This is a genomic window from Roseomonas haemaphysalidis (assembly GCF_017355405.1).
GTDB classification, from domain to species: Bacteria; Pseudomonadota; Alphaproteobacteria; order Acetobacterales; family Acetobacteraceae; genus Pseudoroseomonas; species Pseudoroseomonas haemaphysalidis.
On sequence record NZ_CP061177.1, the window covers coordinates 952,356 to 973,965 of the forward strand.

A 21,610-nucleotide genomic window follows, 5' to 3' on the forward strand; every position below is an offset into this window, starting at 1 on the left:
GCTTCACCGCAGCCGAAACGCCGCCTCCGCGTTCAGCGCCCCTTCCGGCATCCGCCCGGCCGCCAGGGCTTCCACCTGCCGCACCGTGTCCATCGCCTGGTGCTCCGTCGCTTCCACCGTCAGCCCGCCCACATGCGGCGTGGCGATCACGTCCGCGCGCCGGGCCAGGCGGGGGCTCGGCATCTGGTCCGGGGCGGAGCCGACATCCAGCGCGGCGCCGGAAAGGTGGCGGGCGTCCAGCGCCGCTTCCAGCGCCGCCTCGTCCACCAGCTCGCCGCGCGACAGATTGAGAAAGAAGCCGCCGGGCCGCATGGCGGCAAAGGCCGCCGCGTCCATCATGCCCGCCGTGCCGGGCGTGGACAGCGCGAGCAGGACCACGAAATCCGCGCGCGCCAGCAGCCCGGGCAGCGAAACGGGCTCGGCCTCGGGGCCGGGGGCGGCGTGGGGGTCGTGGGCCAGCACGGTCATGCCCAGCGCGCCGGCCAGCACGGCCAGCCGTCGGGCGATGCGGCCATAGCCCACCAGCCCCAGCACGGCGCCGCGCAGCTGGCGGCCCTGGCGCGGGGTCGCGGCCTCGCCCCGGCGCTGCGCCACCACGGCGTCGGAGATGCCGCGGGCGAGGTCCAGCATCTGCCCCAGCGCCAGCTCCGCCACCGCGTCCGTGAAGCCGGGGGTGGCGTGGGTGACCAGGATGCCCTGGGCGGAGGCGGCGGCGATGTCCACCGTGCTGACATCCACGGCGCAGCGCAGAAAGGCGCGCAGGTCGGGCGCGGCGGCGAAGAGCTCGGCGGTGCCGGGAGTGGCGCGGTGGGCGATGATCGCCTGGCAGCCGGCCGCGGCCTCCGCCAGGGCGGCGCCGGACAGCACGGCGTCGCCCCGGTGGCGCACCACCTCGGCGTGCCGGCGCAGCGCCGCCAGGGCGCGGTCGCCGAAATAACGGGGGAAGGCGTCGTCGGTGTGGCTGAGGAAGACCTTCATGGCGGTATAGGCCCGGCACCCGCGCCAAGGTTGCTTCACCCTGGCCCCTGCGGCATCTTGCCGCGCCCATGACCAGCCCGACGCAGGACCCCGGCGACGGCCAGCCGATGGCCGAATCGCATTCCGAGGAAGCGCAGCATGCCGCGCGCCATGCTTCCGCGCGCGCCGGCCGGGCCTCGGCCGTGCTGGAAGACTACGTGGAGCTGATCGACGACCTGCTGCGCGCGGATGGCGAGGCGCGGCCAACCGACCTGGCGCGGCGCATGGGCGTGGCGCACGCCACCGCCATCAAGGCGATCGCGCGCCTGAAGGCGCTGGGGCTGGCGCATTCCCGCCCGTATCGCGGCGTGTTCCTGACCGAGGAAGGCCAGGCCCTGGCCTGCAAGGTGCGCGCCCGCCACCGCGTGGTGGTGGACCTGCTGATGGCGGTGGGCGTGCCGCCGGAGGTGGCGGAAAGCGATGCCGAGGGGCTGGAGCATCACGTCAGCGACGCCACGCTGGAAGCTTTCGCGGCGTTCCTGAAGCGGTGAACAAGGCCGGGGGAAAGAAATCCCCCCGGACCGCCGCCACGGCCGATCGCGCACATAGACCAGAAAAAAGATGGGGGCCTTGGGGGAATCCATTCCCCCCCAACCTTTCCCTTTATTTCTGCCCCAGCACCCCATCCACCCGCCGCGCCAGCCCCAGCGGATTGCCGTCGCGCAGCGCTTCCGGCAGCAGCGCCTGGGGAAAGTCCTGGTAGCAGACCGGCCGCAGAAAACGGTCGATCGCCAGGCTGCCGACGGAGGTGGTGCGGCTGTCCGAGGTGGAGGGCCAAGGGCCGCCATGCACCATGGCATGCCCGACCTCGACGCCCGTCGGGTAGCCGTTGACCAGGATGCGGCCGACCTTGCGCTCCAGCACCGGCACCAGCTGCCGGGCGGCTTCCAGGTCCTCGGGCTCCATCTGGATGGTGGCGGTCAGCTGGCCTTCCAGCTCATGCGCCAGGCGCAGCATGGTCTCGGCGTCCGGGCAGCGCACCACCAGGGAGGAAGCGCCGAACACCTCGTCCAGCAGGGTCTCGTCTTCCGCGAAATGGGCGGCGGTGGTGCTGAACAGCGCGGCGCGGCCCTGAAAGGGGCCGGGGCCGTCGATGCCCTCGGCGATGGTCTGCACCCGGTTATTGGAGGACAGGCGGGACACGCCTTCCACATAGGCGGCGTGGATGCCGGGCGTCAGCATGGTCTGGGCGCCGGCGGCGCGCAGCGCGGTGCCGGCGGATGCCAGGAAGCCGTCGAGATCCGCGCCCTCCACCGCCAGCACGAGGCCGGGATTGGTGCAGAACTGGCCGGCGCCCATGGTCAGCGAGCCGACAAAGCCCTTGCCCATGGCGTCGGCGCGCTTGGCCAGGGCGGCGGGCAGCAGGAACACGGGGTTGATGCTGCTCATCTCGGCATAAACCGGGATCGGCTGCGGCCGGCCCTGCGCGATCTTGATCAGCGCCGTGCCGCCGGCGCGCGAGCCGGTGAAGCCCACCGCCTGGATGCGCGGGTCCGCCACCAGCGCGCCGCCGACCTTGGAGCCGGAGCCGAACAGCAGCGAGAACACGCCTTCCGGCAGGCCGCATTTGGCCACGGCGGACTGGATGGCGCGGCCCACCAGCTCGGACGTGCCGGGATGCGCCGAATGCGCCTTGACCACCACCGGGCAGCCGGCGGCCAGTGCCGAGGCGGTGTCGCCGCCGCCCACGGAAAAGGCCAGCGGAAAGTTGGAAGCGCCGAACACCGCCACGGGCCCGAGCGCGACGTGCTGCTGGCGCAGGTCGGAACGCGGCAAAGGCTGGCGGTCCGGCTGCGCCGGGTCGATGCGCGCCTGCAGAAAGCCGCCGTCGCGCAGCACGCCGGCGAAGAGCCGCAGCTGGCCGACGGTGCGGCCGCGCTCGCCCTCGATGCGGCCGCGGGGCAGGCCGCTTTCGGCGCAGGCACGGGCGATCAGCTCGTCGCCGATGTCGAGGATCGCCTGGGCGCAGGCTTCCAGAAAGGCGGCGCGGTCTTCCAGGCTGGTGTGGCGATAGGTTTCGAAGGCGGCCTCGGCCAGGGCGCAGGCGCGTTCCACCTCGGCGGCACCGCCGCCGCCGAAGGCGGGGTCGAGCGTGCTGCCGGTGGCGGGGTCGGTGGCGTGGATCTCGCCCTCGCGGCCCCGCAACGCGGTTGCGCCGATCAGCATCTCGCCGGTCACGGTCATGGACATGTCTCCCTCGGGCCCGGTGTGGTTCGGGCGATTGCCCGCATGATCGGCGGCCGAAGGGGCGGGCGCAAGCAGGGCGGTGCTATCCGCCCCGGGGCGCGGGCAGGGCGGCGGCCTCGAAACACGGCGTCACCAGCAGGTGCGGCATCGCCAGGGCGGCGATGGCGGCGAACAGGGGGCGGATGCCGGTCTGGTCCGCCGGCAGCAGCCACAGGCCGATGGCGGCGGCCAGGGCCACCGCCAGCAGCAGCACCGGCCCGGTGGCCCGCAGGTATCCGGTCAGGCTGCGGCATCCCAGCATGGCCTGCCGCGCGGCGGTCTGCGGCAAGGCATGCAGCACCAGAAAGCCGACGGAAAAGCCAACCAGCGGCGGCAGCGCCAGCAGGGCCACGACGCCGCCAAGGAGGCGTGGGTCGCGGCGCCGCCACGCCAGCCCCAGCAGCACCGCCCCCGAAACGCCGCCGGCGGCGCCCAGCATGGCGGCCAGGGGCGCCCAGGCGCCGGACGGCCCGCCGGCCGCCGCCAGCACCGCCGTGTATTGCGGCAGGTGAAGGGCGGCGGGCAGGGCGATCATGGCGATGCCGCGCGCGGCCTGCTCCCACACAGGATGCCCCGGCGCATCCTCCAGGGCGAAGTGCAGGGCGGAGGCCGCCATGAACAAGGGCAGCGCCATGGCTGGCCGCCAGGCCCACCACAGCAGGCAGGCGCCCAGCACCAGCAGATAGGCGGCAACAAAGCCAGGCCGGCGCGCGGGCGGAACGATGGCCAGGTCGCTGGCGCCGTGCGCCATGCCGACAATGCCGATGGCGACAATGGCGAAGGCCAGCTGCAGGGCGGGCGGCGCACATGCCGCGGCAGCGCTGGCGGCGGCCAGGCCGCCCAGCGCCAGCGGCCGGGCGTGGCGGGTCATGCCCGCCGGCGGCCGGACCCGTCCGGCGCGCGCAGCGCCGTGTGGAGGTTGGCGGCGGCGTAAAAGGCGTAGACGACCTTGGCCACCACATCCAGCACCAGGATCACCCAGACCGAGGTGGGGTCGCTGACCATCCGCAGGCCTTCCGGCCCGACCAGAAACACGATCGGGTACAGGAACCAGATGACGGTGAGAAAGGACAGGTTTTTGAGATAGGCCCGGCCCAGCGCCGTGCTGTGCTCGCGCGCCATGGCGAGCAGCGGCACCCACAGCAGGTACAGGACGCCGGCAAAGGCGGCACAGGACCATAGGTACCAGACCCATTTGCCGGAAGCGCTGGGCGACAGCGCCGAAACCAGCCCCGCCACGATCATCAGCACGTCGAGCACGATGATGGCCACCAGAAAGCCGCCGATCTCCCCGGTCCGGCCACGCTCGTGAAAGGCCAGCAGCACCAGCCCCGACAACAGGATCGGCGTGGTCACCGACCAGTCGGCATAGCGCGCGAGATACACGGCGGCGCCATCCTGCAGCAGCGTGCCGAAGCCGAAGGCCATGGCGAGATAAGCCGTCGCCGCGATGAACGGGACGCTGCTGTGCAGCAGAACATGGTGGCGTGCCGGCGGCCTGCGCTCGCCGGTCGCGTAAATCGCGAGCGATGCCAGCGACATGATCGAGAAGCCGATCAGAAAAGCCGTCCTGTCCATGGGTGCGGTCCTGTTCGCGATGCGGCCCAAGGCGAGCCTGCCGCGACAACGTGGCCCGGCGCGGCACAGCACGGCGATGAAAGGAATTTCATGTGCCCGGCATCCGGACGTCACGTGAGGATGCGCGGGGGGTCAGCCGCCGGGGGGCGCCGCGGCGGCGTGCAGCAGCCGTTCGCGCAGCTGGTCGATCTCGTTCCGCAGCCGCTCCAGCGCGGCGAGGTCGAGGCCCGATGCATCCAGCACGCAGGCCGGGATGGTGGCGGCCTTGAGCTGCAGCGCCCGCCCCTGCGGGGTCAGGCGCAGCCGCACCTGCCGCTCGTCCCGCGGGTCACGCGTGCGGGTCAGGTGGCCGAGCGCTTCCAGCCGCTTGAGCAGCGGGGTCAGGGTGCTGCTTTCCAACAGCAACTGCTGGCCGACCTGGCTGACGGTGCGGTCGTCCGCCGCCCACAGCACCACCATCACCAGATATTGCGGATAGGTCAGCCCCACCGCATCCAGCAGCGGCTTGTAGATGCGGTTGAACGCGTGGCTGGCCGAATACAGGGAAAAGCACAGGAACTGGTCCAGGGCGGGCGGCGACACAGGGGGCGTGCGGGGGGACTTTGCCATGCCGGATAATAAATCGTGCGCGATGGGATTGCCAGCGATTGACGCCACCGGAGCGAGGCTATAAACATCGCACACGACATGATCGCAGCCGATGTTTTAGCTGCCAACCGGGAGACAGTCAGATGACCGTTGACGTGAAGTACACGACGACCGCGACCGCGACGGGTGGCCGCGACGGCCGCGCCACCACCAAGGACGGCGCGCTGGACGTGAAGCTGGGCGTGCCCAAGGAGATGGGCGGCAACGGCCAGGGCAACAATCCGGAGCAGCTGTTCGCGGCCGGCTACTCGGCCTGCTTTCTGGGTGCCATCAAGGCCGTGGCGGCCAGCGACAAGACCGGCCCCAAGGTGCCGCAGGACGCGACGGTGACGGCGACGGTGGGCATTGGCCCGCGCTCGGAAGGCGGCTTCGGCATCACCGCGGCGCTGGACGTGGCGCTGCCCGGGCTGGACCGCGCGCAGGCCCAGGCGCTGGTCGACAAGGCCCACCAGGTGTGCCCGTATTCCAACGCCACCCGCAACAACGTCGACGTGCAGATCACCCTCGTCTGACGCAGCGGCGCCGCTCAATCCAGCTGGATGTCGAGCGGCCCCGCGACCGCCTGCGGGAACCGTGTTTCCCGCCGGCGGTGCCCCGTGCCTCAGGCACCCGGAAATCCCACGAACACGTAGCCGATGCCGCGCACCGTGCGGATGCAGCCATCCACCCGCTCGTCGCCCAGCTTGCGGCGCAGCACCACGATGGCATTGTCGACCGAGCGATCGCCGAACCGCCAGGGGCGGCCAAAGGCGAGCCGGGACAGGTCCTCGCGCGACACGGGCTGGCTTTGGGCGCGGACCAGCGCCTGCATCAGCTCGAACTCCGCCGTGGTCAGGTGGATCGGCTGCCCGTTCGGGCGGAACAGGTTGCGCGTCGCCACCGCGAAGCGCCAGCCGGGCGGCTCGGCTTCCGCTTCCGCCGGGCGGCGCAGCCGGGCGCGCAGCCAGGCCACCACTTCCCGCCCCGACACGGGCTTGACCAGAAAGTCGTCGGCGCCGGTTTCCAGCCCCAGCACGCGGTCCACCTCGCTGCGGTTGCCGGTGACGATGATGATGATCGCCTTGGTCGCCGCCCGCAGCTGCGCCAGGCGCGACACGGTGTCCACCTTGCCCAGGTGCTGGTCCAACAGGATCGCTTCCGGCTGAGCCTCGGCCAGCAGTGCTTCCAGCCCCGCCCAGTCGTAGCTGGTGCGGATGCGGAAGCCGTAGCGCCCGACCACGTCGGACAGCTCGTCCGCCCATTCGCGCTGGTCATCGACCACGTAAACCAAGGGCTCGACGGCGCGGGCGCCGCCATCCTGCGCCGTGTCCGCGATGCGGGCTGCGCCCTGCTGCTCCGCTTGCATGCATGTGCCTTTCAGGATTGGCCGCCAGGGGGCTGCGTCGCATCCTCTGCCGTGCTAGCCCCGGGCGGGCCGGCGGTCGGCAGGCGGATGGTGAAGACGGCGCCGTGCTCCGCGTTCTCGCCGGTGATCTCGCCGCCGAAGGAACGGATGATGCCGTGGCAGATGGACAGGCCGAGCCCCATGCCCTGTCCCGGCCCCTTGGTGGTGAAGAACGGCTCGAACAACCGGGCCATCGCCTCGGGCGGCAGGCCGCGTCCGCTGTCGGCCACCTGCAGCGCCACCCGGCCGTCGTCCAGCGCCTGGGCGCGGATGGTCAGGCTGCGCTGGTTGTCGGGCATGCGCAGCAGGGCATCGCGCGCGTTCAGCAACAGGTTCATCACCACCTGCTCCAGCATCACCGGATTGGCGGCCACCGGCGGCAGGCGGTGCGGCACCAGCACCTCCACCGCCACGCCGCCGCGGTCCAGCGCGCTGGAACACAGCAGCAGCGCGCTTTCGACCACGCAGGCGAGGTTCACCGCCTCGGTCTTGCCCTCGTCGCTGCGGCCGAACATCCGCAGGTGCTCCACCAGCCCCTGTGCCCGCCGCGTCTGCTCCAGAATGCGGCCGAGCTTGGCGGCCATCACCGGCGCTGCGCCGGCACCCATCGTTTCATGCGCGTCCAGCCCGTTCTCGGCCGCCAGCATCATCACGCCGATCGGCTGCGTCATCTCATGCGCCAGCGAGGAGGCCATGCGGCTCAGCGTCGCCAGCTTGATGCTGGCCAGCGTCTGCGCCTGCAGCATCCGCTCGCCCGAGATGTCCGCCAGGTAGCCCATCACGTCGGCGCCGCCATGCTGCCCGACGGCGACGATGCGGGCCTGCTCGCGCAGCCACACCGTGCGGCCATCGCCGTGGCGGAGGCGGTATTCGATGCTGGATTCGCCGTCGCGGTACAGCGTGTCCAGGTGCTGCGCCAGCGCCGGCGCGTCGGCCGGGTGCACGCGGTCGCGCCAGGCGCCTGGCGGCGCGATGTCCGCCCAGCGCAGCCCGGTCATGCGCTCGACGTTCTCGCTGACGTAGGTCAGGGACAACGACCGGTCGGCGAAGATCTCGGCGCGGTACAGCGTCGCCGGCAAGGCATCCAGCATGTCCTTGATGCTGCCCAGCGCGCGGTCGCGCACCGCGTCGGTTTCAAACGCGTGGCGCGCTTCCATCTGCCGCAGCCGGCGGTCCAGCCAACCCAGCAGCAGCAGGGTCACCACCAGTTGCAGCCCGGCCAGCACGGCGCCGATCACCAGCATGTGCCGGCGCAGCCAGTCCTGGCCCCGGGTTTCCAGCAGCACATCGGCCCCACCGAAGGACAGCGGCGTCATCAGGCGCAGGCCGAGCGGCGCGTCGGGCGAGGGGGTCGCGGCATCGGCTTCCGGCAGCGCGGCGTTGCGTTGCAACAACCGCGCGCTGTCGCCCGCGATCGCCACCAGCGCACCATCCGCCAGACGCAGGGCCACGAAGCCCGGCTCGCCGCGCAGCGCATCGCTCAGCGTGGCGGGGCGCAGGGTTCCCACGTAGAGGCCATCGCTCGCGCGGTCCGCGCCGCCCGGCAGGCGGCCGGCCAGCAACAGCCGGTCCCGGTGCCACAGCAGGCCGGGCAGCGTGGCGACGCGCAGCGCCGCGTCCGGCACATCAACCGGCTGGCCCACGGACAGCGTCCGCCGGCCGGACGCATCCAGCATCTGCAATCCGTCGAAATCCGAGGCCGGGCCGATCAGCGCGTTGCGCAGGCCGGCTTCCAGCGCGGCATGCCCGGATGGCCGCGCGTCGCCCGCCTGCAACTGCACCAGCAGCGCACCGACATTGGCGGCGCGGCGTTGCGCGTCCACCAGGGCCTCCTGCAACCGGGTGGCGATGCGGGCGGCCTCGATCTGCTGGCCGACATCGTCCTGCTGGCGGCTCCATTGCAGCGCGATGCCCGTCCAGATCGCCGCCGCCAGCAACAGGCTGCCGCCGACCACCATGACATGCGGCCAGAACCGCCTGCCATGGGTCGCCCGAAGCCCGGTGGCGCCTGAACCCTGTTCCCGCATGGATGATGCATCATGCCGCTGTTCGGCACCCTGCGCCGCTGCTGGCTTTATCATCTCCGATCCCTGGTCTTGAAACGCCAGACTGACCTGTGCGGTCCGCGAATTGTGGCACCGGGCGCAAGACGGGCGCAACCGGCGCCCCGGCCGGGACACACCGCCACCCGGGCATGGCCACCACCGCCATGGCATGCTGCGCGGCGGCCCTGATCCGCGACGCCGAGAATGCTCCACGGCAGTTCCGCAGTGATAATCGACAAAGCATCAAAGGAAAACGTTTTACTTCCGATATGGCGCCCGGTTCCGTCCATGCGCTGCGGCAACGGTCCCGATCCCTACATAACCCGACAATTCCACGACAGAAATTTGCGATCCCGTCCGACATTCCGACAATTCGCGGTCATTCGGGACTGTCGCGCCGCCCGACCGGCCAGCCATCCTGCCGCCACCGAAAACGCGGCGCCGCCGCTTGCTATATCTTCGCGAAGGACCGTCTCCATGGCCGACGATTCGGCGAGCATCGTGATGCCGGGCGCATCTCTGGTCGACACGCATGTCGCCCGCCAGCTGCGGCGGCTGCGGGTGGCGCGAAACGTCACGCAAACCCAGCTGGCCGCCGGCCTTGGCGTGTCCACCCAGCTGATCCACAAATACGAGGTCAGCCGCACGCGCATCAGCCCGGGGCGGCTGTATCTCTGCGCCCGGCTGCTGAACGTGCCGGTCAGCTATTTCTTTGATACGCTGCACACGGCGGGGGGGCCGTCGCCCTTGCCGCCGCGCCGCCCGGCCCGCGCCGATGACTGGATCACCACCGCCGCCGGCCACGACTGAGGCGCCGCGCGAACGCTACGCCGCGCGGCGTTCCAGCAGCTCCAGCACCACCCCGTCCGGCCCTTCCAGAAAGGCCATCCGCACGCCGGGCCGCACCTGCTGCGCTTCGGTGATGATGCGCGTGCCGCGGGCACGGTGGGCGGCCATCGCGGCATCGAGGTCATCCACCGTGAGCCCGAGATGCTCGATGCCGACGAACGGCATGGCGGCAGGGGCGCGGGCGGTGTCGGCCGGCACGTCCTCGATGAACAGGTTCAGGCCGCCGAGGTCGAGGATCACGCGCAGCCGGTCGCGCACCGTCATCCGCGCGGTTTCCTTCGCGCCCATCGCCTCCACGTAGAAGCTGGCGGCGGCGGCGGCGTCGAGGCTGCGCAGGTGCAGGTGGTCGCAGCGATAGGCGATGGTCATGCGGCAGGGTCCTTTCCCGGAAGGCCGCCAGCGTCGCCGCCCGGATGGGCGCGGTCAATGCGTGGCACCTGGTGAGGAATCGTGAACCTTGGGCGGTGCAGGATGCCGCGCCACGCCTGGAGAGTTCGCCGCCATGACCCCGCCCGCCGGCCTGACCGCCATCGCCCAAGACCTGCGCCTTGCCCATGCGCCACTGGAAGCGGATTTCAGCGCCGCCGGCCGCCAGCTGGAACGCGCGGCCGGGTCGCTGGGCGGGCTTGGCCGCTGCTTCGAGGCGCTGGAGGACCAGCTGCGCGGCCCGCAGCTGCACGGCGCCATCGAACAATTGCAGCAGGCTTCCGGGCAGGTGCGCGGCATCGACGCCGTGCTGCGCGCCGAACGGCAGGCGCTGGAGCACATGGGCGGCCAGCTCGGCGCCATCGGGGCGGCGCTGGGGCGGCTGGACGGCACGGTGCGCGCGGTCGGCATGCTGACCGTCTCGGCCAAGGTCTGTGCCTCCGGCCTGGCCGAAACGCGCGAGGATTTTTCCGCCTTCACCAGCGAGATCGCCCGGCTGTTCGACCTGTCGCGCCGCAGCCTGGAAGGCTTCCAGCACGCCGTGCTGCGGCTGCAGGAGGAGGTGCGCGGCGGGCTGGCGCGGCAGGACGGCTTCGCGCGCACGCAGGCCGACGCGCTGCAGGGCATTCCAGGCTGGCTGGCCGACAGCGTCGCCGCCGTGGACCGCCGCCTGCAGGCGGGGGCCGAGGCCTCGGCCGAGGTGCGGCTGCGCTCGGCGGCCATCGCGCGGCGGGTGGCGGAATCCGTGATGGCGCTGCAGATCGCCGACACCACGCGCCAGCGCGTGGAGCATGTGGAACACGCGGTTTCCGCACTGGCCGGGCACAACATGCCGGCGGCACCGGCCGACGCGGCGCTGGTGCTGGCGCAGGTCTGCCACCTGCAATCCGCCCTGCTGCAGGACGCGGCGCGCAACCACGCGCAGCAGGGCGAGCGCGCGGACGCGGCGCTGCGCGGCATGGCCGCCGACGCGCGCGCCATCTGCCAGCTGGGCGCCGAGGCCTATGGCGCCGGTGAACGGCGTGGCAGCCTGCTGGGCCCGCTGGAAGCCACCGTGCGCCAGGCCCTGGCGCTGCTGCGCGAATTCCGCGTGGCGCAGGCGGAGGTGGACACGATGTCGCGCGGCATCGCCTCCGCCGTGGCGCAGCTGGTGCGCCACATCGCGACGGTGCGCGGGCTGGAAACCGACCTGCGGCTGATGAGCCTGAACATGACGCTGAAGTCCGGCCGGCTGCACGATGCCGGCCGCACGCTGCACACCATCGCGCGCGAGCTGCGTTCCTGCGCCGACCAGACCACCCAGATCGTGGCGCAGATCGCGGACGACCTGACCAGCGTGACCGCCCTGGCGCAGGACCGCGCCAGCCGTGGCCGCAGCGCCGAGGAAGCGGCGCTGGACCAGCTCGACCAGCTGATCGGCGGCGCCATGGAGCGGCTGGAAGACACAGGCCGACAGATCGGCTTGGCGCTGGCGACGCTGGAAGACGAGGGCGGCGGCGCGGCCACGGCGCTGGCCGCCGCTGCGGCGGCCCTGACGGCCACCGATCTGCCGGGCACGCTGCGCGACGCCGCCCGCCGCCTGCTGGAGCTGGCCGGCGGCCCGCCGCCGGACGAGGCGACGCTGGAACGCATCCGCCCGCTGCTGCCGGCCGGTGCCAGCTACACCATGGACAGCGAGCGCCAGGTGCAGGCGCGCCTGGGCGGCGGCGGTGGCGGCCCGGCCGCGCCGGTGGCGAGCGAGGAGCTGGAGGACATCCTGTTCTGAGGGGAAGAAGGGTCAGGGGAATGAATTCCCCCTGACCCTTCTTTTTCTGTCCGTTGGCCGATCGGATATGGCGGCGCTTGGTCTTCAGCCGAAAGCGTCAGTGGATAGATGAGGTTAGTGGGCTTTGCCGCACAGGATCTCGGACGCCAGAGATTCCAGCGGCAGCACGCGTTCCACGGCGCCGGCGGCGATTGCTTCCTTGGGCATGCCGAACACCACCGAGGTCGCCTCGTCCTGCGCCACGGTATGGGCACCGGCGCGGCGCATCTCCAGCAGGCCGCGCGCGCCGTCGTCGCCCATGCCGGTCATGATGATGCCCGTCGCGTTGCCACCGGCGCATTGCGCGGCGGAGCGGAACAGCACGTCCACCGAGGGCCGGTGGCGCGCCACCAGCGGGCCGTCCTTGACTTCCACGTGGTAGCGCGCGCCGGAACGGCGCAGCAGCGTGTGCCGCGCCCCGGGGGCGATCAGCACGCGGCCGCGCAGCACCGTGTCGCCATCTGCAGCCTCCTTGACCTCCACGGCGCAGAGGCCGTTCAGCCGGTGCGCGAAGGCGGCGGTGAAGCGCTCCGGCATGTGCTGCACGACGACGATGCCCGGGCTGTCGGCGGGCAGGGCCTGCAACACCTCGCGCAGCGCCTCGGTGCCGCCGGTGGAGGCGCCGATGCAGACCACCGACTCCGTGGTGCGCGCCATGGCGTGCCGCCCGCTGGGCGGCGGCAGCACGGCGTCTGCGGTCAGCTTCTTCTCGACGGCGCGGATCTCGCCGCCGCGCGGCCGGGCCCCGCGGTTCAGCCGGGCGCGGGCGGCACCCTTGATGGTGTCGCAGATGGTGACGCGCGCTTCCAGCAGCCCCTGCCGCGTATCGAGCTTCGGCTTCAGCAGGATGTCCACGGCGCCGGCTTCCAACGCCTGCATCAGCGTTTCCGAGCGCGCTTCCACCAGCGAGGAGCACATCACCACCGGGATGGGGCGCTGCGCCATGATCTTGCGCAGAAAGGTGATGCCGTCCATGCGCGGCATTTCCACATCCAGCGTGATGACGTCGGGCACTTCCTGCTGGATGCGCTTGGCGGCGACAAAGGGGTCGGACGCAGCACCCAGCACCTCGATCTCCGGGTCGGACGCCAGGATGTCGGTCAAGGTCTGCCGCACCACGGCGGAATCATCGACCACCAGGACGCGGATCTTGCCGGGCATGTCAGGTCCTGCGGAACACGGTGGCGGCGACGGCTTCCACCGGCAGGCCGAAGCCGGCCAGGGATTCCGAATGGCCGAGAAACAGGAAGCCGCCCGGGCGCAGCTGCGCGCAAACCCGTTCCAGCACCGCCTGCTGCGTTGGCTTGTCGAAGTAGATGAGGACATTGCGGCAGAAGGCGATGTCCATCGTGGTATCCAGCCGATACGCGCCGTCCATCAGGTTCAGGCGGCGAAAGCGCACGAACTGCCGCAACTCCGGCGCCACCCGCACCAGGCCCGACGACTCGCCACGCCCGCGCCGCAGGTAGCGCCCGCGCATGGCGGGCGGCACGGGGGCCGCCATCTCTTCCGGGTAGATGCCGAGCAGGGCGGTTTCCAGAACGCGGCTGGAAATGTCGGTGCCCAGGATGGAAGGCGTGAAGCGCCCCCGCGCGGTGGCCACGGCATCCAGTACCATGGCCAGGGTATAGGCCTCGGCACCGGTGGAGGCGGCGACGCTCCAGGCATTGAGCACCGGCACGCGGCCCGCCGGCGCGTCCCGCAACAACTCGGGCACCACCTGCTCGGCCAGAATGCGGAAATGCTCCGGCTCCCGGAAGAACTCGGTCTTGTTGGTGGTGACGGCGTCGATCAGCGCCACCACCTCCTCCGCCATGCCATCCCGCTCGAACAGAAAGGCGCAGTAGTCGCGCAGGTCGTCGCAGCCGGTGGCGGCCACGCGCTTGCGCAGCCGGCCTTCCAGCATGGTGCGCTTGGTGGGCGGCATCTTGATGCCGCTGTGCTCCTCGATGAACCGGGCGAGGCGCAGGAAGTCGGCGTCCCGCAGCCGGTCCAGACGGTCGGCCATGTCCTGCTGCATGGCGTCAGAACCGTTCGAAATCGTTGTCGCGGCTGTCGGGGCCGGCGGACATGTCGAGGGTGGCGCCGGTGGTGGCGGCGGGGCGCGGCCTGGGGCGGGCGGGGGCGGCGGCGACGGGGCGCTTGGCCAGGCCGCGCGCGGCCACCTGGGCGCGCTGCGCCGGCTGCGCCGCCGGCACGGTCCGCACCGCCTCCACCGCCACGCCGCGCGCTTCCGTGCGGAAGTAGGCGATGCTGGATTGCAGCTGCTCCGCCTGCGCCGCCAGCTCCTCCGACGTCGCCGACATCTGCTCGGACGCCGAGGCGTTCTGCTGCGTCACCTTGTCCAGCTGCTGGATCGCCTGGTTCACCTGCTCGCCGCCGATGTCCTGCTCGCGGCACGCCGCGCTGATCTCTTCCACCAGCTCCGCCGTGCGCTTGATGTCGGGCACCAGCCGCGCCAGCATGCCGCCCGCTTCCTGCGCCACCTTGACCGACTGGAACGACAGCCCGCTGATCTCGCTCGCCGCCGTTTGGCTGCGCTCGGCCAGCTTGCGCACCTCGGAGGCGACCACGGCGAAGCCCTTGCCATGCTCGCCGGCGCGCGCCGCCTCGACGGCCGCGTTCAAGGCCAGCAGGTCGGTCTGGCGGGCGATCTCCTGCACGATGGTGATCTTCTCGGCGATGGTCTGCATGGCCTGCACCGCGCGGCCCACGGCCTCGCCGCTGTTCTGCGCGTCGGTGGCGGACTGGCGGGCGATCTTCTCGGTTTGCGCGGCGTTGTCGGCGGTCTGCTTGATGTTGGCCGCCATCTGCTCCATCGAGGCGGAAGCCTCCTCGGTGGACGAGGCCTGCTCCGTCGCCCCCTGCGACAGCTCCTCCGCCGAGGCCGACAACTCCTGGCTGCCCGACGACACGTTGTCCGCAGCCTGCAGCGCATCGCCCACCACGCCGCGCAGGCGGCCGATCATCTCGTTGATCTGCTGCATCAGCTGGCCGATCTCGTCGCTGCTGCGAACGGTGCCGGTGCGGGTCAGGTCGCCGCCCGCGACCGCCTGGGTCAGCGACACCGCCTGGCCAAGCCCGCGGCTGATGCTGAGCGACAGCCACAGAGCGATGCCGGCGCCCGACAGCGTGGACAGCAGCAGCGCCACCATCAGAATGGTCCCGGCGCGCTCGGCATCCTGCGTCGCGGTGTCGCGCGCTTCCTGCATGCGGGCCTGCGCCATGGCGTTGTAGGCCGCGATCTGGCCGTCGATCTCGGCCCGTGCCTGGCGGGCACCACCGATCGACAGGTCGATGGCGGTGATGACGCCACCTTCGCGGACCACTTCCACGGCGCGGCTCATCAGCTCAAACCAGCGCTCCAGCGGCGGCAAGGCGGGTTCCAGCCCGGCGGTGCCGCGCAGCCCGTCCCGCTGCTCGCGCACCGCCGCCAGGCCCGCGCTCATCCGACGGACATTGCCGGCCAGCTTGTCCTGGGTGGTGCTGAGGAGCGCGTCCTTGACGGCGACATCCACCAGCAGCATCGCTTCGCTCAGCGGGGCCGCGGCCGACAGCCGCGCCAGGGCGGCGCGCGCATCCCGCAGCGCCGGCCGGGCCTCGTCCACCAGCAGCTGGCCGCGCACGGTGGAATTCTGCAACGCGCCCGTCCGCACCTGGTCCTGCAGCGGCATGTAGCGTTCCAGCATCATCTGCAGGGTGTCGAGCAGCCGCCGCGCCTCGGGGTCGGAGATCGCCTGCAGGTTGCTCAGCGCCTGCAACGCGGCGCGGCGCTTTTCCACCAGCAGGTTCGCCTGCGCCTCGATCGGCCCGGCGTCGGACAGCAGGATGGCGTTCTTTTCCGCCTGCACGCTTTCCAGCAGGTTGATGCGCAGCTCGCTGGCCAGCCGCGCCTGCTGCGCCCGGGTGGTGGCGAAGTCCTGGATGGTCGCCTGCAGGGACTGCTGGTTGCGCCATGCGACGCCGCCGGCGGCCAGCGACAGCAGGATCACCAGGCCGAAGCCGCCCGCCAGCTTGAGTTTGACCGAGACATTCATGGAGCCAGATCCGTTTTGGAAGAGAGGGTGGCCGACGGGCCGGTTCAGAAGCTCAACTCGCCGGCGGCGAACAGCCGCCCGACGTCAAGCAGCAGCACGAAGTCCTCGCCCTGCCGGCCGACGCCGAGCAGGTGATCGGACCGCCAGGGCGCGCCGAGGTCCGGCGGCGGCGCGATGTCGCCGCCGCCCAGCGCCGTGACCTCGAACACGCGGTCCACCATCAACCCGACCACCCGGCCACCGCCGATGTCGAGCACCAGGATGCGGGTGTGCTCGGTGGTCCCGGCGTCCGGCATGCCGAGGCAGGCGCGCAGGTCCATCACCGGCACGTTGCGGCCGCGCACGTCGATCAGTCCGAGCACCCGGGCCGGTGCCTCGGGCAGCCGCGTGATGCGGCGGCTGTCCAGGATCTCCAGCACGGCGGAAACGGGGATGGCGAAGATGTCGCCATCCAGGCCAAGGGTCACAAAGGGCCCGCCAGGAGCAGGGGCGTCTGGCATGGCGTCAGAACCGTTCGAAGTCGCTGTCGCGGCTGTCGGGGCCGGCGGACATGTCGAGGGTGGCGCCGGTGGTGGCGGCGGGGCGCGGCCTGGGGCGGGCGGGGGCGGCGGCGACGGGGCGCTTGGCCAGGCCGCGCGCGGCCACCTGGGCGCGCTGCGCCGGCTGCGCCGCCGGCACGGTCCGCACCGCCTCCACCGCCACGCCGCGCGCTTCCGTGCGGAAGTAGGCGATGCTGGATTGCAGCTGCTCCGCCTGCGCCGCCAGCTCCTCCGACGTCGCCGACATCTGCTCGGACGCCGAGGCGTTCTGCTGCGTCACCTTGTCCAGCTGCTGGATCGCCTGGTTCACCTGCTCGCCGCCGATGTCCTGCTCGCGGCACGCCGCGCTGATCTCCTCCACCAGCTCCGCCGTGCGCTTGATGTCGGGCACCAGCCGCGCCAGCATGCCGCCCGCTTCCTGCGCCACCTTGACCGACTGGAACGACAGCCCGCTGATCTCGCTCGCCGCCGTCTGGCTGCGCTCGGCCAGCTTGCGCACCTCGGAGGCGACCACGGCGAAGCCCTTGCCATGCTCGCCGGCGCGCGCCGCCTCGACGGCCGCGTTCAGGGCCAGCAGGTCGGTCTGGCGGGCGATCTCCTGCACGATGGTGATCTTCTCGGCGATGGTCTGCATGGCCTGCACCGCGCGGCCCACGGCCTCGCCGCTGTTCTGCGCGTCGGTGGCGGACTGGCGGGCGATCTTCTCGGTTTGCGCGGCGTTGTCGGCGGTCTGCTTGATGTTGGCCGCCATCTGCTCCATCGAGGCGGAAGCCTCCTCGGTGGACGAGGCCTGCTCCGTCGCCCCCTGCGACAGCTCCTCCGCCGAGGCCGACAACTCCTGGCTGCCCGACGACACGTTGTCTGCGGCCGCCACGGCCTCCTGCACCACCGCGCGCAGCTTTTCCAGCATCTGCCTGAGCGCGATGCCCAGCCGGTCACGCTCGGACTGCGGCTGCACCGCCACCGTCAGGTCGCCGCCGGCGATGGCATCCGCCGCCAGGGCCATCTGGCGCAGGTTGCCGGTCATGTTGTTCAGCGCCACCACGAGGTCGCGGATCTCATCGTTGCTGCGCACCTCGATGCTTTGGTCTAGATCGCCTTGCGCGACGCTGCCGGCGAGGCCGACGGCCTTGGTCAGGCCACGGCTGATGCCGAGCGAGATCACCAGGCCGGCGCCGACCGCCACCAGCAGCGCCACCAGCATGGTGGCCAGCAGCATGATCTTGGCTTCGCCGTAGCGCTCGGTCAGGCCGGCGCGGGTTTCGGCGAGCCGGGTCTGGTTCAGCTCGATCAGCGCCTGGAGATGCGTCTGTGCCTGCCGGGTCAGCTGCCGCAGCTCGTTGGTGGACAAGGCCACGGCCCGCGCGGTTTCCCCGCCCTGGACCAGTTGCCGCACGCGGTCCTGCAGGGCCAGGTACTGCGCCCAGCTGGCATCGAACTCGCCGATCATCCGGCGGCCCTGGTCGCTTGCCAAACGGAACAACTGGTCGCGCGTGGTTAGCACGCTGGCGCGCTGCTCCAGCAGCTGGCTTTCGGCCACCGCCGCCGCTTCCGGGGTCGTGGCCAGCAGCAGGTTCTTTTCCGCGCGCACCACCATCAGCATGGCGGTGAAGGTGTCGCGCGCGATCTGCACCCGCTGCACGGGGCCCTCCATCGCGCTTTCCACCCGCTCGTTGAAAGCGGACAGCTGCTGGGTGCCGATGAAGGCCGTCCCCGCCGTCAGCAGGATGACGAGGCCAAAGGCGGCGGCCAGCTTGGCCTTGATGGTGAATCGCATGGTCTGCTCCTGCTCAGGCGGCGGGGATGGGCAGCGCGTCGGCCGCGCGCGGCTGCGCGAAGATCGGCCCGGGGTCGAGCACGACGACAAAGTCGTCGCCCAGCTGGCCGATGCAGCGGACGTATTCGGGGCGGCAGCGCAGGCCGAAGCGCGGCGTCTGGGTCATGCCGACCAGGGCGATGTCGCGCACCTCGTGCACCTTGTCGGCCTGCACCGCGACGGTGACGGGCTCATCCTCCAGCGGCACCTCCAGCACGATCACGCGGGTGTCGATGGTGGTGTCGCTCGGTGCCAGGCCCAGCTTCAGCCGCAGGTCGGCCAGCGGCACGATGCGGCCACGCACGTTGATCAGCCGGTCCAGAAAAGCCGGCGCATTGGGCACCAGCGTGCTGGGGCCGGGGTCCAGGATTTCCCGCACGTGGCGGGTTTCCAGCGCGAAACGCTCGCCTTGCAGGTCGATGGTCACGACGCGCAGCGTCGGCGTGATGTCGGGCGTGCTCATGCTGCGCTCCTCAGGCCGCGGCCATCAGCCGTTCCTCGTGCGCCTGCCCGAAGGCGACGAGGGGGGCGATGTCCAAGATCAGCGCGACGCTGCCGTCGCCCAGGATGGTGGCGCCGGAAAACATCTCGACCTCCGCATGCAGCCGCGACAGCGACTTGATCACCGTCTGGTGGTCGCCGATCACCTGGTCCACCACCAGCCCGACCCGCTGGTCGCCGGCCGAGACGATCACGGCCTTCTTCAGCTTCTCGGGGTCGCGCGGCGTGGCGAAGACCTCGTTCAGCCGGAGAAACGGGATCAGGCTGCCGCGCAGGTTCAGGAAGTTGCAGCGCGCGCCACCGGCTTCCGCGTCCGCATCCAGCTCGACGCATTCCTCGACGGCGGTGAGCGGGATCACGTAGCGGCCCTCGCCCACGCGCACCAGCAGGCCGTCGATGATCGCCAGCGTCAGCGGCAGGCACAGCGTCACCTCCGTGCCGGCGCCAGGGGAGCTGCTGACCTCGATGGAGCCGCGCAGCCCCTCGATGGTGCGCTTGACCACGTCCATGCCAACGCCGCGCCCCGACAGGTTGGTGACCGCGGCGGCGGTGGAGAAGCCCGGCTCGAAGATCAGCTGGAACACCTCCTGGTCGGTCATCGGCTGGTCGGGCGCCACCAGCCCGCGCTCCTCGGCGCGGGCGCGGATGCGGGCGCGGTCCAGCCCGCGCCCGTCCTCGCGGATGGACACGCGCACCTGCGCGCCGGCATGGCGGGCGGAAAGCAGCAGCCGGCCGCGCCGGGGCTTGTCGCCACGCTCCTCCGGCCGCTCCAGTCCGTGGTCCAGCGCGTTGCGGATCAGGTGCACCAGCGGGTCGTTCAGCCGCTCGATGACGGTCTTGTCGAGCTCCGTTTCCTCGCCCTGCATCACCAGCTCGACTTCCTTGCCGAGGTCGCGGCACAGGTCGTGCACCAGCCGGCGGAAGCGGCCGAACAGCTGGCCGATCGGCACGGTGCGGATGCCCATGGTGGTGTCGCGCAGTTCCAGCGCCAGGCGCTCGATCTCCTCCGCCACCGCGCGCAGCTGCATGTCGTGGCTGCCGCCCGCCACCTGCCGCAGCCGCGATTGGGCGATCACCAGCTCGCCCACCCGGTCCATCAGCTCGTCCAGCTTGTTGGCGGGCACGCGCACGCTGTCGGCCGCGGGGGCGGGCTTGGCGGCGGGCGCGGCGCCGGCGGATGGCGGCGGCACGGCCATGGCGGCGGCGGGCGGCGCTTCCACGGGCGCGGCACCCAGCGGCTCCAGCGTCAGCGTCATGTCGTCGATCACGAACATGAACACGTCCTCGACGGCCGCGCGGGGGCAGGGGGCGTCCAGCTCCACCTGCCAGCCGATATGGCAGTCGGTCGGCTCCAGCTCCTCCAGCGGCGGCACGTCGCCGGCCAGCGCGGATACGCGCGCGGGGCCGAGGGCCCGCAACTCGTCCAGCAGCAGCAGCGGGTTGGTGCCCATGGCCATGGCATCGCGCGGCAGGCGGATGCCGATCCTCCAGCCCCGGGCAGCATCGTCCGCCGCGGCAGCCGCGGCCACGGCGGCGGATGCCCCGCCACCGCCCTGCACGATGGCGCGAAAGCCGTCCAGGATCGCGCTCTGCGTCGCGGCATCGGCCTGGTCCGGCCGGTCCAGCAGGATGCGCAGCTGATCCTTGGCCGACAGCGCCAGGGCCACCAGCTCGCTGCTCGCCGCCAGCTTGCCCTTGCGCACCTCGTCGAAGGCATTTTCCACATGATGCGTGAAGGCGGCCACGGCATCGAAGCCGAACATGGCGCCCGAGCCCTTGATGGTGTGCAGGGCGCGAAAGGCGCTGTCGATCAGCTCCATGTCGCCTTGCCGGTGCTCCAGGTCCAGCAGCGCCTGTTCCAGCTGCTCCAGCAGTTCCTGCGATTCCTGGCGGAACGTCTCGACAGGGTCGGGCGCGCCCATCAGCCCAGCACCTTGCGCACCACCGCCAGCAGCTGCTCCGGCTGGAACGGCTTGGTGATCCAGCCGGTGGCGCCGGCCGCCTTGGCCTGCGCCTTGATGCCAGCATCGGATTCCGTGGTCAGAAACAGGATGGGCACGCCGCGATAGGCCGGCAGCTTGCGAAGTTCCGTGATCAGGCCGAGACCGTTCATGCGCGGCATGTTCAGGTCGGTCACCACCATGTCCACGGCGCGGGCATTGGCCTTGGCCAGCCCGTCCACCCCGTCCTCGGCCTCCACCACCGCGAAGCCGGCGCCGGACAGCGTCATGCGCACCATCTGGCGCAGGCTGGCGGAATCATCGACGGTCAGAATGGTCTTGCTCACGACGTGGCCTCGCCTTGCATCCAGTGGGAGAAGCCCGCCGCGTCGGCGACGGGGGGAAAGCCGGCGCGTTGCAGCGCGGCGCACAGGGCCGGGGCGGGCTCGCCGCGCAGGACCACCGGCTTGCCGCCGCGCCGCGCGCTGCGGCCGGCGGACAGCAGGGTCTGGACGGTGGAAAGATCGGCCTCGGTCACGCCGCCGCAGTCGATCTCCAGCCGGTCATGCGACTGCACGGCCTGCAGCAGCCGGGCCCGCAGATCCTCGGCCTGCCGTAGCAGCAGCGGACCTTGCAGCAGCAGGCAGGAATCTTCCGCGGCACATTCATCGCGCATCGCCGATCGGCCCTCCGTCACGGGCCACGCGGCCCCCTGCGCCCGTCTTAGGGTGCGGGGGTAAATTTCCGATGTATCGACGGGGCGCGGCGGCTGACGGAGCGCGAAAGTTTCCCGCCGCCGT

General features: G+C 71.5%; 21 protein-coding genes. 4 read left to right on the forward strand and 17 right to left on the reverse strand.

Features of this window, described 5'->3' with window-relative positions; translation table 11 throughout:
* Window positions 1–3 precede the first annotated feature (3 nt).
* Complete coding sequence (locus IAI59_RS04360) at window positions 4–978, reverse strand: NAD(P)-dependent oxidoreductase (RefSeq protein WP_207419734.1); 975 nt, start codon at window positions 976–978, stop codon at window positions 4–6.
* Window positions 979–1,085: 107 nt separating this feature from the next.
* Between IAI59_RS04360 and mntR the strand changes: the two genes are divergently transcribed.
* Entirely contained in the window at window positions 1,086–1,508 is a 423-nt protein-coding gene (mntR, locus tag IAI59_RS04365; RefSeq protein WP_207419779.1) for a manganese-binding transcriptional regulator MntR, read from the forward strand.
* 112 nt (window positions 1,509–1,620) lie between these two features.
* Here the strand turns inward: mntR and IAI59_RS04370 are convergent, their stop codons facing one another.
* The 4 genes from IAI59_RS04370 to IAI59_RS04385 all read right to left on the reverse strand — a co-directional run bounded on the left by IAI59_RS04370 (window position 1,621) and on the right by IAI59_RS04385 (window position 5,430).
* Window positions 1,621–3,201 carry an aldehyde dehydrogenase (NADP(+)) gene (locus IAI59_RS04370; protein WP_207419733.1) on the reverse strand — a complete coding sequence of 527 codons (1,581 nt, stop codon included), beginning with the start codon at window positions 3,199–3,201 and terminating at the stop codon, window positions 1,621–1,623.
* An 85-nt stretch (window positions 3,202–3,286) separates the two neighbouring features.
* Window positions 3,287–4,114 carry a Brp/Blh family beta-carotene 15,15'-dioxygenase gene (locus tag IAI59_RS04375; protein ID WP_207419732.1) on the reverse strand — a complete coding sequence of 276 codons (828 nt, stop codon included), beginning with the start codon at window positions 4,112–4,114 and terminating at the stop codon, window positions 3,287–3,289.
* The gene (locus tag IAI59_RS04380) at window positions 4,111–4,821 is read right to left on the reverse strand and encodes a bacteriorhodopsin (protein ID WP_207419731.1); all 711 of its coding nucleotides are present in this window, start codon (window positions 4,819–4,821) and stop codon (window positions 4,111–4,113) included. Before IAI59_RS04380 ends, IAI59_RS04375 begins: the two co-directional genes overlap by 4 nt.
* A 132-nt stretch (window positions 4,822–4,953) precedes the next feature.
* Window positions 4,954–5,430 (reverse strand): MarR family winged helix-turn-helix transcriptional regulator, encoded by a 477-nt coding sequence (locus IAI59_RS04385; protein WP_207419730.1) that lies wholly within the window; start codon window positions 5,428–5,430, stop codon window positions 4,954–4,956.
* Between the two features lie 122 nt (window positions 5,431–5,552).
* Between IAI59_RS04385 and IAI59_RS04390 the strand changes: the two genes are divergently transcribed.
* The gene (locus IAI59_RS04390; protein ID WP_207417872.1) at window positions 5,553–5,981 is read left to right on the forward strand and encodes an organic hydroperoxide resistance protein; all 429 of its coding nucleotides are present in this window, start codon (window positions 5,553–5,555) and stop codon (window positions 5,979–5,981) included.
* An 89-nt stretch (window positions 5,982–6,070) separates the two neighbouring features.
* Here IAI59_RS04390 and IAI59_RS04395 read toward each other — a convergent pair whose 3' ends face one another.
* Together IAI59_RS04395 and IAI59_RS04400 are read right to left on the reverse strand one after the other, a co-directional pair.
* A complete protein-coding gene (locus IAI59_RS04395) occupies window positions 6,071–6,814 on the reverse strand; it encodes a response regulator transcription factor (RefSeq protein WP_207419729.1) in 744 nt (247 codons plus the stop codon).
* Between the two features lie 11 nt (window positions 6,815–6,825).
* Window positions 6,826–8,880, reverse strand: coding sequence for a sensor histidine kinase (locus IAI59_RS04400; protein ID WP_207419728.1), 2,055 nt, complete (start codon window positions 8,878–8,880; stop codon window positions 6,826–6,828).
* 495 nt (window positions 8,881–9,375) lie between these two features.
* Between IAI59_RS04400 and IAI59_RS04405 the strand changes: the two genes are divergently transcribed.
* Window positions 9,376–9,708: a helix-turn-helix domain-containing protein gene (locus IAI59_RS04405; protein ID WP_207419727.1), complete on the forward strand. Its 333-nt coding sequence runs from the start codon at window positions 9,376–9,378 to the stop codon at window positions 9,706–9,708.
* Between the two features lie 15 nt (window positions 9,709–9,723).
* Here the strand turns inward: IAI59_RS04405 and IAI59_RS04410 are convergent, their stop codons facing one another.
* Window positions 9,724–10,116, reverse strand: a complete 393-nt coding sequence (locus IAI59_RS04410; protein ID WP_207419726.1) for a VOC family protein — start codon at window positions 10,114–10,116, stop codon at window positions 9,724–9,726.
* 133 nt (window positions 10,117–10,249) lie between these two features.
* Between IAI59_RS04410 and IAI59_RS04415 the strand changes: the two genes are divergently transcribed.
* Window positions 10,250–11,938, forward strand: coding sequence for a coiled-coil domain-containing protein (locus tag IAI59_RS04415; RefSeq protein WP_207419725.1), 1,689 nt, complete (start codon window positions 10,250–10,252; stop codon window positions 11,936–11,938).
* A gap of 114 nt (window positions 11,939–12,052) precedes the next feature.
* Here the strand turns inward: IAI59_RS04415 and IAI59_RS04420 are convergent, their stop codons facing one another.
* Genes IAI59_RS04420 through IAI59_RS04460 form a run of 9 tightly spaced genes read right to left on the reverse strand, consistent with a single transcriptional unit; the run spans window position 12,053 to window position 21,486 of the window.
* Entirely contained in the window at window positions 12,053–13,138 is a 1,086-nt protein-coding gene (locus IAI59_RS04420; RefSeq protein WP_207419724.1) for a protein-glutamate methylesterase/protein-glutamine glutaminase, read from the reverse strand.
* A 1-nt stretch (window position 13,139) separates the two neighbouring features.
* Window positions 13,140–13,985, reverse strand: coding sequence for a CheR family methyltransferase (locus tag IAI59_RS04425; protein WP_207419723.1), 846 nt, complete (start codon window positions 13,983–13,985; stop codon window positions 13,140–13,142).
* A 16-nt stretch (window positions 13,986–14,001) separates the two neighbouring features.
* The gene (locus IAI59_RS04430) at window positions 14,002–16,014 is read right to left on the reverse strand and encodes a HAMP domain-containing methyl-accepting chemotaxis protein (RefSeq protein WP_207419722.1); all 2,013 of its coding nucleotides are present in this window, start codon (window positions 16,012–16,014) and stop codon (window positions 14,002–14,004) included.
* A 44-nt stretch (window positions 16,015–16,058) separates the two neighbouring features.
* On the reverse strand, window positions 16,059–16,481 hold the full coding sequence (locus IAI59_RS04435; RefSeq protein WP_237181191.1) for a chemotaxis protein CheW: 423 nt from the start codon (window positions 16,479–16,481) through the stop codon (window positions 16,059–16,061).
* Between the two features lie 37 nt (window positions 16,482–16,518).
* On the reverse strand, window positions 16,519–18,330 hold the full coding sequence (locus tag IAI59_RS04440) for a methyl-accepting chemotaxis protein (RefSeq protein ID WP_207443837.1): 1,812 nt from the start codon (window positions 18,328–18,330) through the stop codon (window positions 16,519–16,521).
* Between the two features lie 13 nt (window positions 18,331–18,343).
* Window positions 18,344–18,832 carry a chemotaxis protein CheW gene (locus IAI59_RS04445; RefSeq protein ID WP_207419190.1) on the reverse strand — a complete coding sequence of 163 codons (489 nt, stop codon included), beginning with the start codon at window positions 18,830–18,832 and terminating at the stop codon, window positions 18,344–18,346.
* Between the two features lie 10 nt (window positions 18,833–18,842).
* Complete coding sequence (locus IAI59_RS04450; RefSeq protein ID WP_207419189.1) at window positions 18,843–20,792, reverse strand: chemotaxis protein CheA; 1,950 nt, start codon at window positions 20,790–20,792, stop codon at window positions 18,843–18,845.
* Window positions 20,792–21,157 carry a response regulator gene (locus IAI59_RS04455; protein ID WP_207419188.1) on the reverse strand — a complete coding sequence of 122 codons (366 nt, stop codon included), beginning with the start codon at window positions 21,155–21,157 and terminating at the stop codon, window positions 20,792–20,794. The genes IAI59_RS04450 and IAI59_RS04455 overlap by 1 nt, the downstream gene beginning before the upstream one ends.
* Window positions 21,154–21,486 carry an STAS domain-containing protein gene (locus tag IAI59_RS04460; RefSeq protein WP_207419187.1) on the reverse strand — a complete coding sequence of 111 codons (333 nt, stop codon included), beginning with the start codon at window positions 21,484–21,486 and terminating at the stop codon, window positions 21,154–21,156. Before IAI59_RS04460 ends, IAI59_RS04455 begins: the two co-directional genes overlap by 4 nt.
* Window positions 21,487–21,610: the final 124 nt, after the last annotated feature.